Below are 17,402 nucleotides of genomic sequence, written 5' to 3'. Positions count from 1 at the left end.
TGCCGGAACGTTCTGATTTCTCAAGAGAATACCATCCGCTATCTTCGTTTTCAGGCTGGCCTCATGAATAAGCAGGGATAAAGTGTGGTCATGCTCACGCCGACGCCGGCGATTATCGCCCCTCGCCACGCTCGATATCCCTGACCCAGATCAACAACTCCGCAATTACCTGATAGAGGGCCGGCGGGATGCGCTCGTCCAGGTCGAGCTGCATCAGCAGCGCCACCAGCTCCGGCGAATCATGCACCTGCAGGCCGCTCTCCCGGGCCGCAGCGATAATCCGCTCGGCCAGCTCGCCGTAGCCCTTGGCCAGCACCCGGGGGGCCTCATCCCCCTCGCGATAAGCCAGGGCCACCGCCTGGCGGCGACGTCGACGCTGCTGGGTGTCACTCATCGCTCACTCTCCTCCGGCCCGATAAGCCAGGGCCACCGCCTGGCGGCGACGTCGACGCTGCTGGGTGTCACTCATCGACGGGTCTCCTCGGAACGCTCCTCCGGCCCGATAAGCCAGGGCCACTGCCTGGCGGCGACGTCGGCGCTGCTGGGTGTCACTCATCGACGGGTCTCCTCGGGACGCTCCTCGTCCGGCCGGTGGCGTACCGCCAGGCGCGCCTCGAAGCCGAGCGCCTCGAGACGCCCGGCCAGGTCGGGCAGGCCCGCTTCGAGGCGCCCCACCACCGAGGCGTCGCCGCTATCCAGGGTCAGGTTGAGGCGCCGCGCCACCAGGCGCAGTTGCACGGCGACTTCGCCCAGCCCAGGCAGCACCAGGGTCAGTTCCGAGGCCCAGGCCTCGTCCGTCCCCTCCTCCCCCTCCGCTTCCTGACGAGCCCGCTCCTCATACCCCGCCGGCAGCTGGATCACCAGGGCCATGAAGATCCCCGACCAGACATCCCCCTCCCAGCGAACCACCGGATTGACCAGCAGCTCCAGCTGATGGCGCAGCACCCCCTGCAGCGACTCGGCGATCGGCTCGTTGGCACGGGAGAGCTCGCGCGCCCTCTCGGTGGCCTCTCCCTGGGCGGCGACCTCGCCCTGGGCGGCGGCCGGCAGGGCCAGCGGGGCAGGCCGCGACGCCGGGGCAGCGGACGATGACACAGCCCCACTGGCCTTGGCCGGCTGCAGGGACTGAATCTCCACCAAGCGCTGGGATCGCGCCGACTCCGATGCCGACGACGCCGCGCCCGGCATCATGGGCCTCGGCTCCCCCGGCGTGGCGACAGGCGACGCCACCGTACCCGCGCCAGGCGCCATGGGCGTGGGCACCGCGCCACGAGCGGCCGAGAGGGCCAAGGGGAGAACCGCCCCGGTGGGCCGCCAGGGTGCCGGGGGCTGCCCCCCCTCGGCGGGACGATAACTGAGGGTCCGCCACTGCTGGGGCTCCTGGGCCAGGGCGGCCCGGGGCAGCTCACCGCGATACCAGCGCGCCAGGTGGGACTCATGGAAGAGGCCGCTATGGCGAATGGAGCCCTCCAGCCGCTGGGCCAGGCTATCCGCCGTCGGCGACTCTCCCTGGGGCATCAGGGGGGCCGCGGGACGCACCGCCGAGGGCGGTGCCGGAAACTTGATCAGCAGGTCGGCGATGGTACGGGCGGTAGGACTGAAGTGGGTCTGGAAGGAGCCCGCGGCGGGCGCTGGCGCGGCCTGGGAAGCGGCCGGTCGCCCCTCGCCACGCTGCGCCGTCGGCGCCAGGTCGGCGATGGGCGGGCGACGCCCATCGAGACGGGAGTCGCTATGCAGGGCCCGGGTGGCGTCAGAGGCATTGAGGGGCCGCACCGGCTCGTTGAGGTCCCGGGGCGGCGCATGGTCCACCCGCTTGCCCAGCACCTGGTGCAGCAGGGTATCGAGAATCGGGGTGATGCCACTCACGGGGTGCCTTCGGGAAAGCGCTTCCTGGCCTCGATCACGGCACTCTGGGGCTGGCGGTAGGCGCGCTCCAGATCACGCTTGCGCCGGGAGTTGCCGATCAGCTCGCCCAGCTCGTCGCGGCGCGCCACCAGGTGGCGGCGCACCTCCATGTCCTGCTCGAGGATCCGCTCGAGCAAGTCGGCCTTGCGTTCGCGCTGGGCCGTATCGAGGGCCTGCCCCTGGTCCTCCCGGGCGAGCCGTTCCACCTCCTGCACATAGCGGGACTCCTCCTCGATCAACGCCTCCCAGGCCTCCTCTCGAGCCATGGCCAGCATCCGCGTGGAGCGTTCCAGCAGGGCCTCATAGCAAGCCAGCAGGCGCTCGGCCTCGCCTGACTCAGGGTGCTGTATCATCTTATCCCCCTTGACCGGCGCGACCGATCTCGCGCCAAGCCGAGCCGATATCCTCCAGCAGGCGCTCGGCCTCGTCGAGGGCGTCGGCATCATTATGCAGGTTGGCCCGCAACAGCAGCCGGGCAATATAATCATAGAGCGAGGCCAGGCGGCCGGCGATCTCGCCCCCCTGGTCATCATCCAGGGCCGCCGCCAGGCCATTATTGACGATATCCAGGGCCTTGGAGATCGCCTGCCCCTTGCCGGCGGCATTGCCCTGCTCGAGATGCAGACGAGCGGCACGGATCGAGGCCTGGGCGCCATCGAACAGCATCACGATCAATTGATGGGGACTGGCCGCCATTACCCCGCTCTCGACACCGACCCGGGCATAGGCCCCGGCGCCCTTGGCCTGGCTCTTGGCATGGCCCTTGGCATAGGCGGCTGCGCCGCGTCTGGCACTCATCATCTGGCTCCCTCGTTATCGGCCGATCTCCCCTGGATACCGGCAGTGACTCTCGATTTACCTATTGTGACCGATGGCCCCCCAGCCGCAGGGGACGATAAACCATGCTCTTCGTCGCTAATTTCCCTTATCGGCCCCACCGGAGGGGACTTGAGAGAGGCAGCACGACTTTTCTCACGCCTCAGGCCGGCGGTAGCGGCAGGGTTTCCACCGGCTCGCCCAGGGCAATCAGCAGCCCATCATGTAACAGCGCCCCCAGCCCCGCATTGGGTCGCCGCGCTTCCTCGACCCGACTGACCAGGCTGGGCAATCCCTGGCGATCCAGGCGCCGTACCCAGGCCAGCTCACCCCCGGCATAGCGCACCAGGCTGCCCACCGGAAAACGCCCGAAGTGAGCGATATAGCGTTTGACCCAGCGCGATTCGAAGTGCTCCGGATGCGCCAGCAGGTGGCGATAGATAGCCTCGACGTTCCAGGCCGGGCGATCCGCTCGAGGGCGGCCCATGGCGTCCACCACGTCGACCACCGCCGCCAGGCGCGCCAGCTCCGGCAGGTCGCCCCCGCGCTTGCCCTGGGGATAGCCGCTGCCGTCCAGGCGCTCGTTGATGCCCCCCACCACCGCCGCCACCACGCTGCGCGACAGCCAGTGGCAGGGAGCCGCCTGATCCAGCATCAGCGCCACATGGCCCTGCAACTGACGATACTGGGCCTCGTTGAGCGCCCGGGCCTGCTGCAGCTCGGCGGGCAACATCCCCTTGCCCAGGTCATGGATCATCGCCGCCGCCGCCAGGCTCTTGCGCAGCCCCGAGGGCAACTGCTGGGTGGCCACCAGGTCCACCAGGCGCACCGCCACCGCCAGGCCGTGCTGCACCAGGTGGGCCTCATGGGCCAGGCAGCCAAGGGCGAAGAGCAACTCCTCGCGATCCTCGTCCAGCAGCGCCAGCAGGCGATCGGCGTTGCGCGACAGCTCGATGCCATCCAGGCCATGGCCCTGCTGAAGGTCGAGGAGCTGGGCATCCAGGTAGGCGGCCAGGCGCGCCAGGCGACGCGCCATGGCGGTGGGGTAGCTCTCGGCGCGCCGTCGCCCCACCGCCGGCACCGACTCGGCGGCCTGGAACAGCGACGACGGCGTGCGCGTGGTATCACCATCGCTGGCGTGGCGAGCCGCCTCCCGCTCGATCTCGCGCACATAGAACCACAGCAGGCGTTCCTGCTCGGGGGTGATATCGGCGAACTGGAAGCCCACCTGAACCAGGTAACGCTCCGGCTCCGGCTTGACGTGCCGCACCTCGGCCAGCAGCGAGAGGCGTTGACCACTGGGGAAACAGAGCTCCAGCTCGAGGCGTTCGGGAGCCCGGGGCAGGACCCCGGAGGCCATGGCCGGCAGCTCCACCCGACAGCCCTCCACGGAGAGATCGCGCAGGTCCCCCTGCAGGCTGGAGGCCCCGCCCAGCTCGCCCTGCAGGGCGCGCAGGATCACTCCCACCTCCATGCTCAGGCGCAGCTCGGCACGATAGCTGGCACGCCGCTGCAGCACCTCGAGCCACTCCGGGCAGGCGCAACCGGCCTGCAACCGCCCCTCCACCTCGTGACACTCCTCCAGGGTCAACCAGGGGCTACGCAGTTGCTTGCCATGGACCTGGCCCTCCAGCCGGAAGCGCTGTCCCCGGCGCAGGGCACCGAGGATCTCGCGAATGGCGGTGATATCCAGCAACAGCGACTCGTCCAGGCGGGCGTCCAGCACCAGCACCGGCAGGGGCGACTGGCCCTCCCCCTCCAGACGCAGCGAGGCCCCGCCGGGCTCGGTCAGGGTCTCGAGCAGGTCGCGGAGTTCCAGGGGGTTCGCCACTCGTTGGTAGCCAGTCTCGTGCTGCGCCATCCGTGTCCTCGTATCTCAGCAGGAGAGCCCGGGAGTCCGGGCCCCGTAAGGGGATAACGAGTCTATCGGCCGCCGGCGCCCGGGCTTGAGGGAAAAATCACTCGGCGCCGGGCGCCAGCCAGTCACGGGTAAAGGCCGCTGCCGGCAGCGGTGGCGCATAACGGTAGCCTTGCCCCTCGGGGCAGCCCAGGGCCAGCAGGGCCTCGGCCTGGGCCGACGACTCCACCCCCTCGGCCAGGGCCGACAGGCCCAGGCTCTCGGCCATGGCGATGATGGTGGTGACGATGGCGCGATCGTTGGGGTCGCCGAGCATCTCGCGCACGAAGGAGATATCGATCTTGATCTTGTCGGCGGCGAAGCGCTTGAGATAGGCCAGGGAGGAGTAGCCGGTGCCGAAGTCATCGATATGCAACGCCAGCCCCGCCGCCTTGAGCCGTCGCGTCATGGCCACGGCATGATCCGGGTCACTCATGAAGCCGCTTTCCGTCAACTCCAGCGCCAGCTGCTCCGCCGCCACCCCGTGTTGGTGCAGGGCGCCCTGCACGACATCCAGGAGATGGTCGTCCTCGAACTGCGCCGAGGAGACATTCAGTGCCAGGCGCCCGGGAAAGTCCAGCCCCTGAGCCTGCCATTCGGCCAGCTGTCGGCAGCCGGCGTCGATGACCCAGGCCCCCAGACGATTGATCAGGCCGCGCTCCTCGGCCAGGGGAATGAAGTCGGCGGGACTCACCGCGCCGAGCTCGGCATCGAACCAGCGGCACAGGGCCTCGGCCCCGACCAGCCGGCCGCTGGCCAGGTCGACCTGGGGCTGGAAGTAGAGGCTGAGCCCGTCCTCCTCCAGGGCCCGAGCCAGACGCACCGCCATGCGCAGCCGCTCGCCGACCCGCGCCCCCAGGTGCGGCTCGAAGACGCTGTAGGGCTCACCACGCTGCTTGGCATGGTACATGGCGATATCGGTGTGCTTGAGCAGCTCCCGGGCACCGTCGGCATGCTCCGGGTAGAGGGCGATACCGATGCTTACCTCCACCGCAAAGGCCTGGGGCTCGATGACGATGGACGCCTCCAGGGCCCGGTGCAGCCGCCGGGCGGTGGCGCAGGCACCGGCCCGCTCGGCGGGATCGACCATCACCACGAACTCGTCGCCCCCCAGCCGGGCCAGGTACTCGCCCGGCGCCAGCACCGCCGAGAAGCGCTCGGCCACCGCCACCAGCACCCGATCCCCGACATCATGGCCCTGGGTATCGTTGATCTCCTTGAAGCGGTCGAGATCCAGGAACAGCAGCGCCAAGGAGTGCTCTCCCGGGGCGGCCAGGGCGCTCTCGAGGCGCTGGGTAAAGGCGGTGCGGTTGGGCAGCCCGGTGGCGGGGTCCTCGTAGGCCAGGCGGCGGATATTGGCCTCGTCGGCCTGGCGGGTCAGCTCCGCGGCGACCCGGGAAGCGAAGATCTGCAGCAGGCTGGTAATGAAGGTGGTCTCCTCCAGCGGCTCGGCGAACATCACCCCCAGCAGGCCGATCACCTCGCCGTCGCCGTCTTCCAGGCGTCGCCCGGCATAGCCGCGTACCCAGCCGAGCGCCTCCCGGGACGCCTCCGGCAAGCGCTCGGCGGCATGATCATGCACCACGCACTCGCCCCAGGTGAGGACATGCTCGCAGGGGGTGCCGGCCAGCCAATAGGCGAAGTTCTCCAGGGTCTCCCCCTCCACCACCGCAGCCAGGGTCATGGCCTGCCCCGGGGTGTCGGGATCGACCCGGGCGACAAAGCCCAGCTGGCCGCCCATGGCCTTGGCCATCTGGCGGGCCAGTTGATCGAGCCACTCGGCGCCGCTGCGCGCCGAGACCGCGCCGGCGATGGTCATCACCGCCTGCTGGATGCGCTGCTGTTCGCGACGATTGCGCAGGGTAGTGATGCCGAAGGCAAGGTTGTCGGCCAGCTCGCCGAGCAGCCGCAGTTCGTCGTCGTTGATCGGTTCGGGACACCCCTGGTAGAGCAGCAACAGGCCGAAGGTCTGCCCCTCGCGCCTCAGTGGCAGGGCAACGACGCCATGGTAGCCGTGCTCCCGGGCCGCCTGGCGCCAGACGAAACCCGGATCGGCGTCGATGTCCCGCACCACCTGGGGTTCGCCGCTGCGCAGGGCCCGCCCCGCCGGGCCGTGACCGCTGGGATCCTGTTCGGACCAGCTCAAGGAGAGCCGGGCCAGGTAACCGGCCCCGAGGCCGGCATGGGCCAGGGGGCGAATCGAACGGGCATCATCGTGGCGCGCCTCCCCCACCCAGGCGAAGCGATAGCCGCCCACCTCCACCGCCAGGCGGCAGATCGCCTCGAGCAGTTGGGTCTCTTGCGAGGCATGGATCAGGGCGGCATTGCAGCGGCTCAGCAGCCGCAGGGCGCGGTTGCTCGCCTCCAGGCGCTGCTCGCGCCGCTTGTGTTCGGTGATATCGCTGATCACCCCTTCCAGCATGGTCTCGCCGGTCTCTTCATCGACCACCGCCTGACCCTGCTCGCGAACCCAGCGCTCCTCACCCGTGGCGGTCACCAGCCGGTAGTTCACGGCGAAGGGGCGGTGCCTTTCCTGGGCCTGGTGAGTGGCCTGCAGCAACCATGGCCGGTCGTCGGGGTGAACCAGGCCGGCGAAGCGTCGGGCATGCTCGCCGAGCAATGCTTCGGGGGGGTAGCCGGTGATGGCCTCGGCGCCGGGGCTGACATAGGCCATGGTCCAGTCGGGGTCGTCGTGGCAGCGATAGACCATGCCCGGCAGATGACGCAGCAGGGTCTCCAGGCGCCGGGTGGTAACGTGCCGCGCCCGCTCCGCCGTCTGCCGCGCCAGCTCGGCCCCCGCCCGGGCCGCCGCCAGGCGCAGCAGTTCCTCGACCAGCGGCGAGGAAGGCATGATCCGGGAGTGCAGGGCCGCCACCAGCCCCAGGGCACGGCCATCCGGGGCAAACATCGGCACACCGATATAGCTCTGCACCTCCAGTTCGGCGAGCAGGAGGTCCTCGGGAAAGCGCTCGGCCACGCCGGCGGAGTAGTGACACAAGGACGGCCCCACTACCCCCTCGCAGGGTGTACCGACCAGGGGATAGGAAGGCGCCTCGAGGTGCCGCCCCCGGGACCAGAAACTCAGCGGATGGGCCCACCCCGCCTCGGTGCGAGCCACCAGCAGGTGATCGACGCCGAGGGTCTCGGCCAGGCAACGGCTCAGGCGATCGAAGAAATCGCCATGGGCCTCGAGGCTATCGGCCAGGCGGCGAAATGCCGTCAGGGCATCGATGGTGCAGCCCCGGGCGGTGGTACCGCCGGATTCGTGACTGGCGTCGCTCATGGGCCTCCTTGGCCGACCGGCTGAATATCCTCGAATTTCCCCGTGGCGCTGAAGTAGAGGCGAAAACAGCCATGCGCCCCATCGCGCCCCACGATGCGACGCAGGGCCGCCGCCGGGAAGACCACGCGCCGCCCATCCAGGCTATGGGTGATCACCTGATCGGCGCGCCCCTGATAATAGGCCAAGCAGGCCTCCGGGGACATGGCAAGACGAATATCGATGCTCGGCATCCGGGAAGCGCCTTCCTCGCCATCCACTGGGTTAGCAGAAGGTATCGGCCAAGGCGCACCAGACTTGAGAGTGGATCGAGGGCAGAGGGCCGTCAGCGGGCCGCCTGGCGCCGCTGATCCAGCAACTGCAACGCCGCCTCGGCGGTATCCACCAGGGAGGCACAGTAGTTGAAGGCCAGCAGGCGCAGTTCATGCTCCAGGTCATCGGCGGGCCAGGTCTCCAGCACCTGCCCCACCTCCCGGGCCATGCTCAGGCGTTGCTCCAGGCCAAGCCGGCTGGCCTTGCGGCAGATCAGCTCGATCAGCGACTCCGGCAAGGCCTCCAGCCGCCGATGGGCCAGATGGGCCGCCTCCGGGCTGCGGTGGTACGAAAAGGTCATCTCGGGCCGGCTGGCGCAGTGCAGCCGCCAGAGACCATGGCCGGCGCCGCGCTTGTCATGGGAAACAGCAAATTGTGTGGTTATTTTCACCGCGATTCCTTGACTGCATAGATGGGCCCCTTGCCACGGCGGGAAGGGGTCGAGAGCATGCTCGCTTTCATACATAGGCTATCGACTCGGCGTGGCAAAACTTGACGCCGCTTTTGTCATCGAACGTATCATTCTGATGACAGGCGAACCCGGTTCTTGCCCTCGCTCTTGGCCCGATACATCGCCTGATCCGCCTGGCGCAGCAGGGTATCGGCATCGATTTCCTGACCCGGGGCGTAGTAGGCGACCCCCAGGCTCCCCGACACCCGCACCTCGAGGCCAGCGGCCAGAGGCACCGGCGCCGAGGCGGCCGCCAGCAGGCGATCGATGATCGCCTGCCCCGCCGCCGGGCTCGCCAGATGGGTGACCACGGCCACGAACTCATCGCCGCCGAGCCGCGCCAGGGTATCGCTATCGCGCAGCTCCTGCCCCATGCGCCGCGCCAGGGTGACCAACAGCTGATCCCCCGCCGCGTGGCCATGGCGGTCGTTGACCGCCTTGAAACCATCCAGGTCAATGAAGATCACCGCCAGATGGCGGCCATCGCGGCTCGCCTGGTGGATGCCCTGGCGCAGCCGGTCGGCCAGCAGCAGGCGATTGGGCAGGTCGGTCAGTACATCATGCTGGGCCGCGTGCTCCAGGGCCTGCTGATGCGCCTTGAACTCGGTGATGTCCGACATCAGGCCCACATAACGCTGCAGCTGTCCTGCCTCATCATTCACCGCGCTGATGGTCAGGCGCTGGGGATAGGCCTGACCGCCCTTGCGGCGGTTCCACACCTCGCCTTCCCAGTTGCCCCGTTCCAGCAGCTGCCGCCACAGGGAGGCATAGAACTCCGGCTCGTGACGCCCGGCGCTGAGCAGCCGCGCATTGTGGCCCACCGCTTCGTCGCGAGAGTAGCCGGTGATGCGCGTAAAGGCCTCGTTCACCTCGAGGATCTCCCCGGCGGGGCTGGTGATCATGATGCCCTCATGGGAGTGGCTGAACACGCTGGCCAGCAGGCGCAGTCGATCCTGCTGATGACGCATCAGCCGGTTACGGTGCCACAGCAACAGCAGCAGACCGGCCACCAGCACCAGGCCCACCCCGGCCCCCAGGAGCCCCATCCAGTAGCGGGCCCAGATATCCCCCCAGGTGAACTGGGGCGCCGCATCGAAGGGTGCCAGACGCAGGGTGCGGGCCAGTTGCTCCACCGGCAGGTAGTCCTGAGGAGGCGCGAAGCCGGCGATATGGGCCGCCCGGGCCGCCGGGTGCTCGGGCGAGAGGGAGAAGAGCGCCACTGCCACCTGGCGAACCCGCTCCGGCGCCACCTGGGGCAAGGCGATAAAGGGCCACTCGGGATAGAGTCGTGTCGAGACCTGGTAGGGAAAGTCGACCAGCCGCTGGGGATTGATCACCGCCAGGCGCCCGGCCTCCAGCTCGCCGCTGGCGATCAGGCGCTCGAGGATGCCGGTGCGAATCAGGCCCACCTCGGCGCGTCCGCTCAGCACCGCCTGTACAACGGCGTCATGGCTGCCCAGTTCCATCAGCTGGGTATCTCGCCCCAGCTCGATACCGGCCTGATGCAGCTCGAACACATGGGCCTGAAAGCCGCCCAGGAAGCGCTCGCCAGGGATGGCGATACGCCGCCCGCGCAGGTCGCTCAGGGCCTGAATCTCATTGGCATGCGCTGCCCGAATCATCACCCCGCCCAAGTGCGTGACCGCCTCACCCTGCTCCGCATTGATCATGGTGGCCAGGGCACCGGTCAGGCTGCTGCGGCTGCGCACCTGGAGGTAGTGGCTGGGGTTGGTCATCAGCAGGTCGAGCCGGCGCTGGGCGATGGCCGACTCGATCTCATCCAGGCCGAGAACCTCCAGCGCCACCCGGGCATCCCCCAGCTGCTCGCTCAGGTAGTCGGCCAGGGGGCGATAGCGAGCCTCCATCACCTCGGGGGGACGGTAGGCGAAGACCCCCAGCGTCAGCGTCTCGTCGGCAGCAGAGTAGGCGCCACCCTCCTGATCGGCCAGCCCCTGGGGCATGCCACACAACAGAACCACACAGCTCAGCAGCCAACGGCAAAGCAACCCCTTCATCACTCCTCCCTCACGGGCAGATAACGGGAGGTGACCAGGGCCTCCAGATCAGCGGGCGATGTCAGCAGGCCGCGGGCTACCATCAGGCGATTGAGATGGTCGGCGGCCTCCATCACCGCCCCGCTGGGCGCCAGATAAGCCCGGTTGGCGACCACACCCGGCAGTTCAAGGCCGGCAAAGGTGCCCTGGGCCTCTTCCAGACTGAGATCACGCCAAGCGCCGATACGGCGCAGGGCATCCCCCGGGCTCTGTTTCAGGTGCTTCAAGCCACGAAAGTGCCCCTCCACCAGGGCCGAGGCGACCGCCCCGCGCCAGGGTAAACGATCGAGGCGCAGCGCCAGTACATCGAGGATCAGATCCGGGAACTGACTGCTATCGAAGACACGTACCGCCCCGTCACGCAACAACCGGCTGGCGCTGGGCTCGTAGGTGATGGCGGCATCAATGTGTCCCGCCCGCCAGGCCGCCGGCTGGCGATCCGGTGGCAGATCGATCAGCGTCAACTGATCGCGCTCGAGGCCCGAGGTCTCCAACAGTTGAGAGAGCACCAGCTCGCCGAGGGCCGAGCGCTCCACCGCCAGGCGTTTCCCGGCCAGCGCCGCGAGCGAGGCCAGCGGGGCGCGTGCCACCACCATATCGGCCCCCACCGACTCATTAAGCACCGCCACGCAGGTAAGCGGCAGACCGGCGGCACGGGCCTGGAGCACTTCATCCAGGGTCAGGGCGGCGCCATCCAGCTCCCCCCGCAGCAGGGCCGCCAGGGAACCTCCGGCATTGCTCGATTCGGCCAATTCCACACGCAACGGCAACCAGCCGAAGGCCTCGGCGAGATAGAGCGGCTCGTAGCCGGGCCAGGGGTGAATCCCCAGGCGCAGGGATTGCTGTCCATGGCAGCCGCCGAGCATCACAGGCATGGCGGCAAGGCACCCCAGGGCCTTGATGACCTCTCGTCGTTGCATGAAATCCCTCGGTTGCGTCCCTGGGTGGCACGCTCACACCACGCCACTTCCGTTAAGGCGACTTATCGGCCATCACCGCAGAGACTTGAGGGCCCTTTGACTTGATATCGATCAGGCTTCCAGACGAAGATCTATGCCAGGATGGCTCATTACAATAAACGACCGGATGCGTCGGACAACCGCAGACAGGAGTCGGCAACACCATGGAACTCAAGATATGGGGAACACTAGCGTTCAGTACCACCGCGCTAGCGGTGGCACTCTGGATCGCCCTGGCCTACTACCGTAGCCATCGGCACCAGAAGGCCTCTTCCGAAAGCCGCGAGACGGCCCCTGCCACAGCGGCCCCGATGCCCCCACCCAGCACGCCAGTCACCGTTTCGAAGCGCCACGGCCGACGCCCCTCCCGTGAGCAGACCCAGGCCCTGAAACAGTGCTGGTTCGTGGTCTTCGACACCCCCTCGGCACAGACCAACCACGGGCTCGCCGAACTGCTGAAGGCCCGCAACGCCTTCTATGATGCGGAACTCGGCGTCTACTACGTCACCTCCCAGAGCGCCAGCTACCAGCTGACCATCGCTCATTCGAGCTCCCCCGGACGGCTGCCGCCTCTGCATCAGGGCGACGACCATGCCCCGGTGGACGGCATCTCGGTACTGATCAAGTTCATCAACAAGCAGAGCGTGGTCAGAAACCCCAGCACCTTTATCGACCTGGTGATGGCGGCGCACGCCCTGGGCGGCTGCATCCTCACCACCGATCGGGAAGAGATCGCCCCCGAAGCCTTCCAGGCCCGACTTACCGATCAGGCACAGCCAACCCCCAGCCCCTAGAGGGGGCTATCTATATCGTGGGAGCTGGCCGGTCCTGACTCAGTGGGAACTGGCCCCCCAACCCAGTGGGAACTGGCCCCCTAACCCAGTGGGAACTGGCCCCCTAACCCAGTGGGAGCTAGCTTTAGCTGGCGATTTGATATCTCAGCCCCCTTTTAATCACCGGGACCTCGGCGATTGACGCCGCCAGGCGCCCCATCATCCCCTGCCGGATTCCCCCAACCCCAGTTGCCGATGCATGGCTTCCAGGGTGGCAATCGCCTCCCGTTCGCTGGCATCCGGCTCGAGGATCGCATCCCCCTTGCCCTCCTCGGCACGACGCAGATCGACGGCATAACGGCGGGTCAGGCTTTCGAAGTTCATGCGGATCGGCAGCAACTGTAACGTCAGGGCCTGGCGCTGCTGGCGACGCTTCGCCCGTACACGCTCATCCAGGGCATCCTGAATCTGTCGATCCAGGGTCAGGGAAGCGTAGGTCTCGATATGCCCCAGGTTGGGCAGGATATGTTCGAGGAAATGGCGGGCGGTCAGGCTCATGAGGTACCTCGAGCGACGGGGACGGAGATGGAGACGGGCAGACACCACGCCCTATCGGCCATATCGGCAAGATCTTGAGTAGCGATCCTCGACCGAGCTGGTCCCCCGCAATGAAGATATCGCCCTGCCGGGGTTCTCTGACTCACGACCAGGGACAAGGGACAAGGGAGCGATTATGACCTGGCCGCAACCCTTCCTGCGGGTAGTCGCTTTATTCGGCGCTGCTATCCTCTCGGCCCTGCTTCCAGCAGCATCGCCAGAGTGTGCTCCCGCTGCGCCTTGATGGCGCTGTCGAGAATCTCCAGCAGCTTGTCGTAGTCTTCCGGCAGTTCGGTCTCCATGCCGGTCGCCTCGAAGCGCGCCAGGGTCTCCTGGGTCTCGCGAATCACCGCCTCGAGGCGCTCGATCACTTCCTGGTGCTGGTCAGGCGACATGCGTTCGCTCCCGGGAGAATTAAGTAGCAGCGCTTCCAGCCCTGGCGGCCTGGTGCTTTACCAGTCATGAAGCGGATAGCCCATAAGCGCGGGCGGCTGATCCAGCGCCACCTTGACGACCAGGTACTCGAAGCCATCGGGTGCGGATGGGTTCAGCTTGGGTCGCATCGGCGAGCAGCGGTAAGCGGCGCCGACAAAATCGGCCGTGCGGGCCAGATCCCAGCAGATCTTGCACAGGGTGCTATCCTCCATCCCCGAAGTCCGGAATGCCTCGAAGACCTCGTGCTGAGCAACCTTGCCTTCCTCCCACCAGAAGGTGAAGGTTACCCCACCGGTCCCCTCCTCCTCACCGGAATAGGCGCAGCCAGAAAACAGCGGTGGGTAGGTCCTGTCACCGGTGAGCGCCTTGATGGCCATGGTGCGAATGTACTCGTACTCGGGCCGCGGCAGGTGCCTGGCGTCGATCAGGAAAAAGATTCCGGATTCCATGTCGTGTCTCGCTGATATACCGGAGGAGGGGAATGAGGGGGCAGTCGAGGTTCCCGCTTCCCCTTCCCTTTTGGCTAAGAAGATACCTGAGCACTGACTACCGCTCGTCTCTGGCGACGCACCATCACGACTCCCGTCAGCAGCATGATGCCAATCGGCAGCGGCGCAGCGAAGACACAGGCGGCCGCCGACGACAGGGCGAACAGGGACAGATAGCGCGCCAGCAGCCGCCGGCCCGCGGAAAACCTGCCGGCCGAACGCCACATCGCCAGGAAGGTAAAGAACCAGTAGAACCCCAGGGGAAGCGCCATCAGTCCCATCCAGGCACGCACGCTTCTCGAGAAATAGGCATTACCGGCATCGGCATTCATCAACTCAGCCAGCCGGTCACCGAAGAGGAAAAACAGGATGGCCACTAACACGATCGAGCCCATCACGCCCAGCCCCAGGAAGGCCTGAGCGAAGCTCCACCCGCCACGAACGACGCGAAGCCGCGCCACGAAAGGCGCCAGGCTACCCAGCAACAACGCAAGTAAATACGCCACGATATACCACCCTTGACTTCATCAATTAATAAAAAACATCATCCAGCCTACCCCCGCTACTCGCACACCCGACCGAGCAATAAGGGGTCTGTCTCTGCTCCCGTTTTCCTGGTAACCCAGACGAAGACGTGAAACATCCATTACTCACCATCCAGGAAACGGCAAACCTTCTCGCCCAGCAGCAAAAACAGTGCAATCACGACCGCAATACCCAGGCGCAGCATCGACATGATATAAGCCTGCTGGCCCGCCACCGAGGCATACTGGAGCGCTTCGAAGAACAGGTAGCCCCCCATGACCAGGCATAGCACCGCGGCCACCCGAAACGCCATGGCCAGGGTGAGCCAACGAGCGGGAATCTCGTCATTAAGCTCCTCGGAATGCATTTCTTCCCTGGATGACATACTTCCTCCTAGTTGGATAATATTTATCGCTATTCGCAGCCGGATGCACTGGGGGATGGACTGGTTCCCTGGCGAACCGACCATCTCTAGAAATCATCGACCGGAACAACAGTCGCTTGAGAAATGCGGGTCAGAAATGAGGGTCTGTCCCCGATAGCCCGCTGGGGTATCGGCTGCCCCTCTCTAGAAATCATCGGCCAAAGCAACAACCTCATCAGAGATCAGAAGTAACGACGCCTCATCCCTGAGAAATGAGGGTCTGTCCCCGATAGCCCTAAATAGCCCTAAATATGTCACGACATACCGCCCTTGACTTAATCAAAAAATATACCGACCACCCTGGCAGCCAGTCCGCCCCACCCTCTCTAGACATTCTCGACCAAAGGAGAAATGAAAAATGAGGGTCTGTCCCCGATATCCAAAAGGAGAAATGAAAAATGAGGGTCTGTCCCCGATATCCATGTCCCCGATATCCAATATCCATTTTTTATTTTTCCGGGTCAGAAGTGAGGGTCTGTCCCCGATCATCATCCGCTCCGTTCACCACTTGAAGAAATGAGGGTCTTCCCCCTATTGTCCGATCACTCAATACAGATCAATTCGTAGCATCCTGCCGAGTTCCCTGTACCTATTTCCAAAAAAATTGCATATTGGTAGCCAAGCTGGCTTTTGAATGCATGCAGCTTTTTCACGTCGAACCCCCTATCCACAGCACTTGTCGTTTTTTTAATCTCAATAACAATAAAATTTCTCGACCTGCCTCTCTCATGAACAATGATGTCTGGAAAAACGGTCCTACCAATCGTATCTCTGGAGAGCTCTTCACGCACAAGGCCTTGGGCACGCACCTTCAATCGCTTAGGATCATCATGGTCTCTATTGTATTCACAGTCGACATGCCACTCACTAAAACTTATCTGAAGATAACGAGAAAGCTGACTGGAAATTGTCCTCTCATTCAAATCCGACTCTAGAATAAAAAAGTCATTATCAATTAGCTGGGCGACGCAAATTTTAACGACCTCCACCACATCCACATCACCATCTTGAAAGTTGATTTCATTTTGAATTTCTCTCTTCACCTTGCCCCCTAATAAAAACGGGGCCTTTCGGCCCCGTCATTTCTTACCACTTCAGCCTTGCGGCCAAGCTTCAGATTAACCCAGCAGAGACAGCACGTTCTGCGGGATCTGGTTGGCCTGTGCCAGTACGGAAGTACCAGCCTGCTGCAGAATCTGCGCGCGGGTCATATTGGCCACTTCCACCGCGTAGTCGGCATCTTCGATGCGCGAACGAGCGGCAGCCAGGTTGGTTTCGTTGGTGCTCAGGTTGGTAATGGCATCTTCGAAGCGGTTCTGCACGGCACCCAGTTCGGAGCGCAGGGTATCGACCTGATTCAGAGCAGTATCCAGAGAAGCCAGCGGTGATTCAGACAGCTCTCCACGCTCATAAGTGGCATCTGCAGTGACCACTGCTGTTGAATCAGTACCATCACCAGCCGTACCAGTTGTAATATCTACATTGGTGACGTTCAGGTATACAGTTTCACCAGCATCGTTAAGAGTCTCGATCACATACTGGCCAGTGCCATTGCCATCTTCATCTGTAATCTCTTGAAAGCCATCACCTGAAGCGGTGATGGTATTTCCATCTTCGTCTTGCAGGGTTATTGCCCCCCCAACAGTATTATCATCGTCATCGGTCAACACTGCTGCTTGGAGGTTGTCGGTATTGACACCGTCCACATTGAACGTACCAAGACTGAGAGTTTCGGAGTTGATTTCCTGAAGGTTAACAGTGATGGTCTCACCGTCATTAGCCCCGACCTGGATTTTAACCCCTTGGTCGCTTGCCAGCACACTAACACCGTTGAAGCTGGTCTCTTCAGAGATGCGGTCGATCTCGGCCAGACGCTGACCGATCTCGTCCTGGATGGACTTGAGGTCATTGGCGGAGTTAGTGCCGTTCTGGGCCTGAACGCTCAGCTCACGAATACGCTGCAGGTTGTCGTTGACCTGATTGAGAGAGCCTTCGGCGGTCTGGGCCAGGGAGATGCCGTCGTTGGCGTTACGCTGGGCCTGAGCCAGGCCATTGACCTGGGCGGTCATGCGGTTGGCGATGGCCTGACCGGCCGCATCATCCTTGGCGCTGTTGATACGCAGGCCGGAGGAGAGACGCTCCATGGAGGTCTGCAGCGCGTTCTGGCTCTTGTTCAGATTGGACTGGCCAATCATGGAGGTAATGTTGGTATTGATCACAGACATGAGATCTTCCTTCTTGCGTTGAGGGCTCCATTGACCGCCCCGAGCCATGCATCGGTGGGGCCTGCCACAACGGCGCCGTTGGCCGTTGTAATCTTTAACGGCGGATGAAGGGGGGACTTTAGGGTTGGTTGGAAAAATTTTCTGGGAGGGGCAAGGGGCAAGGGGCAAGGGGCAAGGGGCAAGGGGCCAAGCGGCCAAGCGGCCAAGCGGCCAAGCGGCCAAGCGGCCAAGCGGCCAAGCGGCCAAGCGGCCAAGCGGCCA

Annotated in this window: 19 protein-coding genes; 1 reads left to right on the top strand and 18 read right to left on the bottom strand. The window is 64.9% G+C overall.

Features of this window, described 5'->3' with window-relative positions:
* Window positions 1-112: 112 nt before the first annotated feature.
* The 11 genes from IHD13_RS17370 to IHD13_RS17320 form a co-directional block, all read right to left on the bottom strand.
* Window positions 113-394 carry an EscU/YscU/HrcU family type III secretion system export apparatus switch protein gene (locus IHD13_RS17370; protein ID WP_195862298.1) on the bottom strand — a complete coding sequence of 94 codons (282 nt, stop codon included), beginning with the start codon at window positions 392-394 and terminating at the stop codon, window positions 113-115.
* Window positions 395-397: 3 nt separating this feature from the next.
* On the bottom strand, window positions 398-556 hold the full coding sequence (locus IHD13_RS17365; protein WP_195862297.1) for a hypothetical protein: 159 nt from the start codon (window positions 554-556) through the stop codon (window positions 398-400).
* Window positions 553-1,866, bottom strand: coding sequence for a flagellar hook-length control protein FliK (gene fliK / locus IHD13_RS18590; RefSeq protein ID WP_195862296.1), 1,314 nt, complete (start codon window positions 1,864-1,866; stop codon window positions 553-555). Before fliK ends, IHD13_RS17365 begins: the two co-directional genes overlap by 4 nt.
* The gene (gene fliT / locus IHD13_RS17355; RefSeq protein ID WP_195862295.1) at window positions 1,863-2,258 is read right to left on the bottom strand and encodes a flagellar protein FliT; all 396 of its coding nucleotides are present in this window, start codon (window positions 2,256-2,258) and stop codon (window positions 1,863-1,865) included. Before fliT ends, fliK begins: the two co-directional genes overlap by 4 nt.
* 1 nt (window position 2,259) lies before the next feature.
* Window positions 2,260-2,703, bottom strand: coding sequence for a flagellar export chaperone FliS (gene fliS, locus IHD13_RS17350; protein WP_195862294.1), 444 nt, complete (start codon window positions 2,701-2,703; stop codon window positions 2,260-2,262).
* 181 nt (window positions 2,704-2,884) lie between these two features.
* On the bottom strand, window positions 2,885-4,582 hold the full coding sequence (locus IHD13_RS17345; protein ID WP_195862293.1) for an HD domain-containing phosphohydrolase: 1,698 nt from the start codon (window positions 4,580-4,582) through the stop codon (window positions 2,885-2,887).
* A 97-nt stretch (window positions 4,583-4,679) separates the two neighbouring features.
* The gene (locus tag IHD13_RS17340; protein WP_195862292.1) at window positions 4,680-7,901 is read right to left on the bottom strand and encodes a sensor domain-containing protein; all 3,222 of its coding nucleotides are present in this window, start codon (window positions 7,899-7,901) and stop codon (window positions 4,680-4,682) included.
* Window positions 7,898-8,131, bottom strand: coding sequence for a DUF2835 family protein (locus IHD13_RS17335; RefSeq protein WP_195862291.1), 234 nt, complete (start codon window positions 8,129-8,131; stop codon window positions 7,898-7,900). The genes IHD13_RS17340 and IHD13_RS17335 overlap by 4 nt, the downstream gene beginning before the upstream one ends.
* A 92-nt stretch (window positions 8,132-8,223) precedes the next feature.
* Window positions 8,224-8,511, bottom strand: a complete 288-nt coding sequence (locus tag IHD13_RS17330; protein ID WP_195862290.1) for a hypothetical protein — start codon at window positions 8,509-8,511, stop codon at window positions 8,224-8,226.
* Window positions 8,512-8,729: 218 nt separating this feature from the next.
* Complete coding sequence (locus IHD13_RS17325; RefSeq protein ID WP_230086399.1) at window positions 8,730-10,676, bottom strand: diguanylate cyclase domain-containing protein; 1,947 nt, start codon at window positions 10,674-10,676, stop codon at window positions 8,730-8,732.
* Entirely contained in the window at window positions 10,676-11,635 is a 960-nt protein-coding gene (locus tag IHD13_RS17320) for an ABC transporter substrate-binding protein (RefSeq protein ID WP_195862289.1), read from the bottom strand. The genes IHD13_RS17325 and IHD13_RS17320 overlap by 1 nt, the downstream gene beginning before the upstream one ends.
* Before the next feature lie 203 nt (window positions 11,636-11,838).
* Between IHD13_RS17320 and IHD13_RS17315 the strand changes: the two genes are divergently transcribed.
* Complete coding sequence (locus IHD13_RS17315) at window positions 11,839-12,468, top strand: hypothetical protein (protein ID WP_195862288.1); 630 nt, start codon at window positions 11,839-11,841, stop codon at window positions 12,466-12,468.
* A gap of 198 nt (window positions 12,469-12,666) precedes the next feature.
* Here IHD13_RS17315 and IHD13_RS17310 read toward each other — a convergent pair whose 3' ends face one another.
* From IHD13_RS17310 to IHD13_RS17280, 7 genes are all read right to left on the bottom strand, one after another.
* Entirely contained in the window at window positions 12,667-13,005 is a 339-nt protein-coding gene (locus IHD13_RS17310) for a hypothetical protein (RefSeq protein ID WP_195862287.1), read from the bottom strand.
* A 224-nt stretch (window positions 13,006-13,229) separates the two neighbouring features.
* A complete protein-coding gene (locus IHD13_RS17305; RefSeq protein WP_195862286.1) occupies window positions 13,230-13,439 on the bottom strand; it encodes a hypothetical protein in 210 nt (69 codons plus the stop codon).
* Between the two features lie 57 nt (window positions 13,440-13,496).
* On the bottom strand, window positions 13,497-13,928 hold the full coding sequence (locus IHD13_RS17300) for a hypothetical protein (RefSeq protein WP_195862285.1): 432 nt from the start codon (window positions 13,926-13,928) through the stop codon (window positions 13,497-13,499).
* A 74-nt stretch (window positions 13,929-14,002) separates the two neighbouring features.
* On the bottom strand, window positions 14,003-14,473 hold the full coding sequence (locus IHD13_RS17295; RefSeq protein ID WP_195862284.1) for a hypothetical protein: 471 nt from the start codon (window positions 14,471-14,473) through the stop codon (window positions 14,003-14,005).
* 140 nt (window positions 14,474-14,613) lie between these two features.
* A complete protein-coding gene (locus IHD13_RS17290; protein ID WP_195862283.1) occupies window positions 14,614-14,877 on the bottom strand; it encodes a hypothetical protein in 264 nt (87 codons plus the stop codon).
* A gap of 581 nt (window positions 14,878-15,458) precedes the next feature.
* Window positions 15,459-15,959 (bottom strand): hypothetical protein, encoded by a 501-nt coding sequence (locus IHD13_RS17285; protein WP_230086398.1) that lies wholly within the window; start codon window positions 15,957-15,959, stop codon window positions 15,459-15,461.
* 75 nt (window positions 15,960-16,034) lie between these two features.
* Entirely contained in the window at window positions 16,035-17,141 is a 1,107-nt protein-coding gene (locus tag IHD13_RS17280; RefSeq protein WP_195862282.1) for a FliC/FljB family flagellin, read from the bottom strand.
* Between the last annotated feature and the right edge of the window lie 261 nt (window positions 17,142-17,402).

It is taken from the genome of Halomonas sp. 328 (genome assembly GCF_015645095.1).
Lineage (GTDB): Bacteria > Pseudomonadota > Gammaproteobacteria > Pseudomonadales > Halomonadaceae > Bisbaumannia.
Note: the sequence above shows the minus strand (reverse complement) of the source record. Positions and strands in the feature narration are given on the sequence as shown.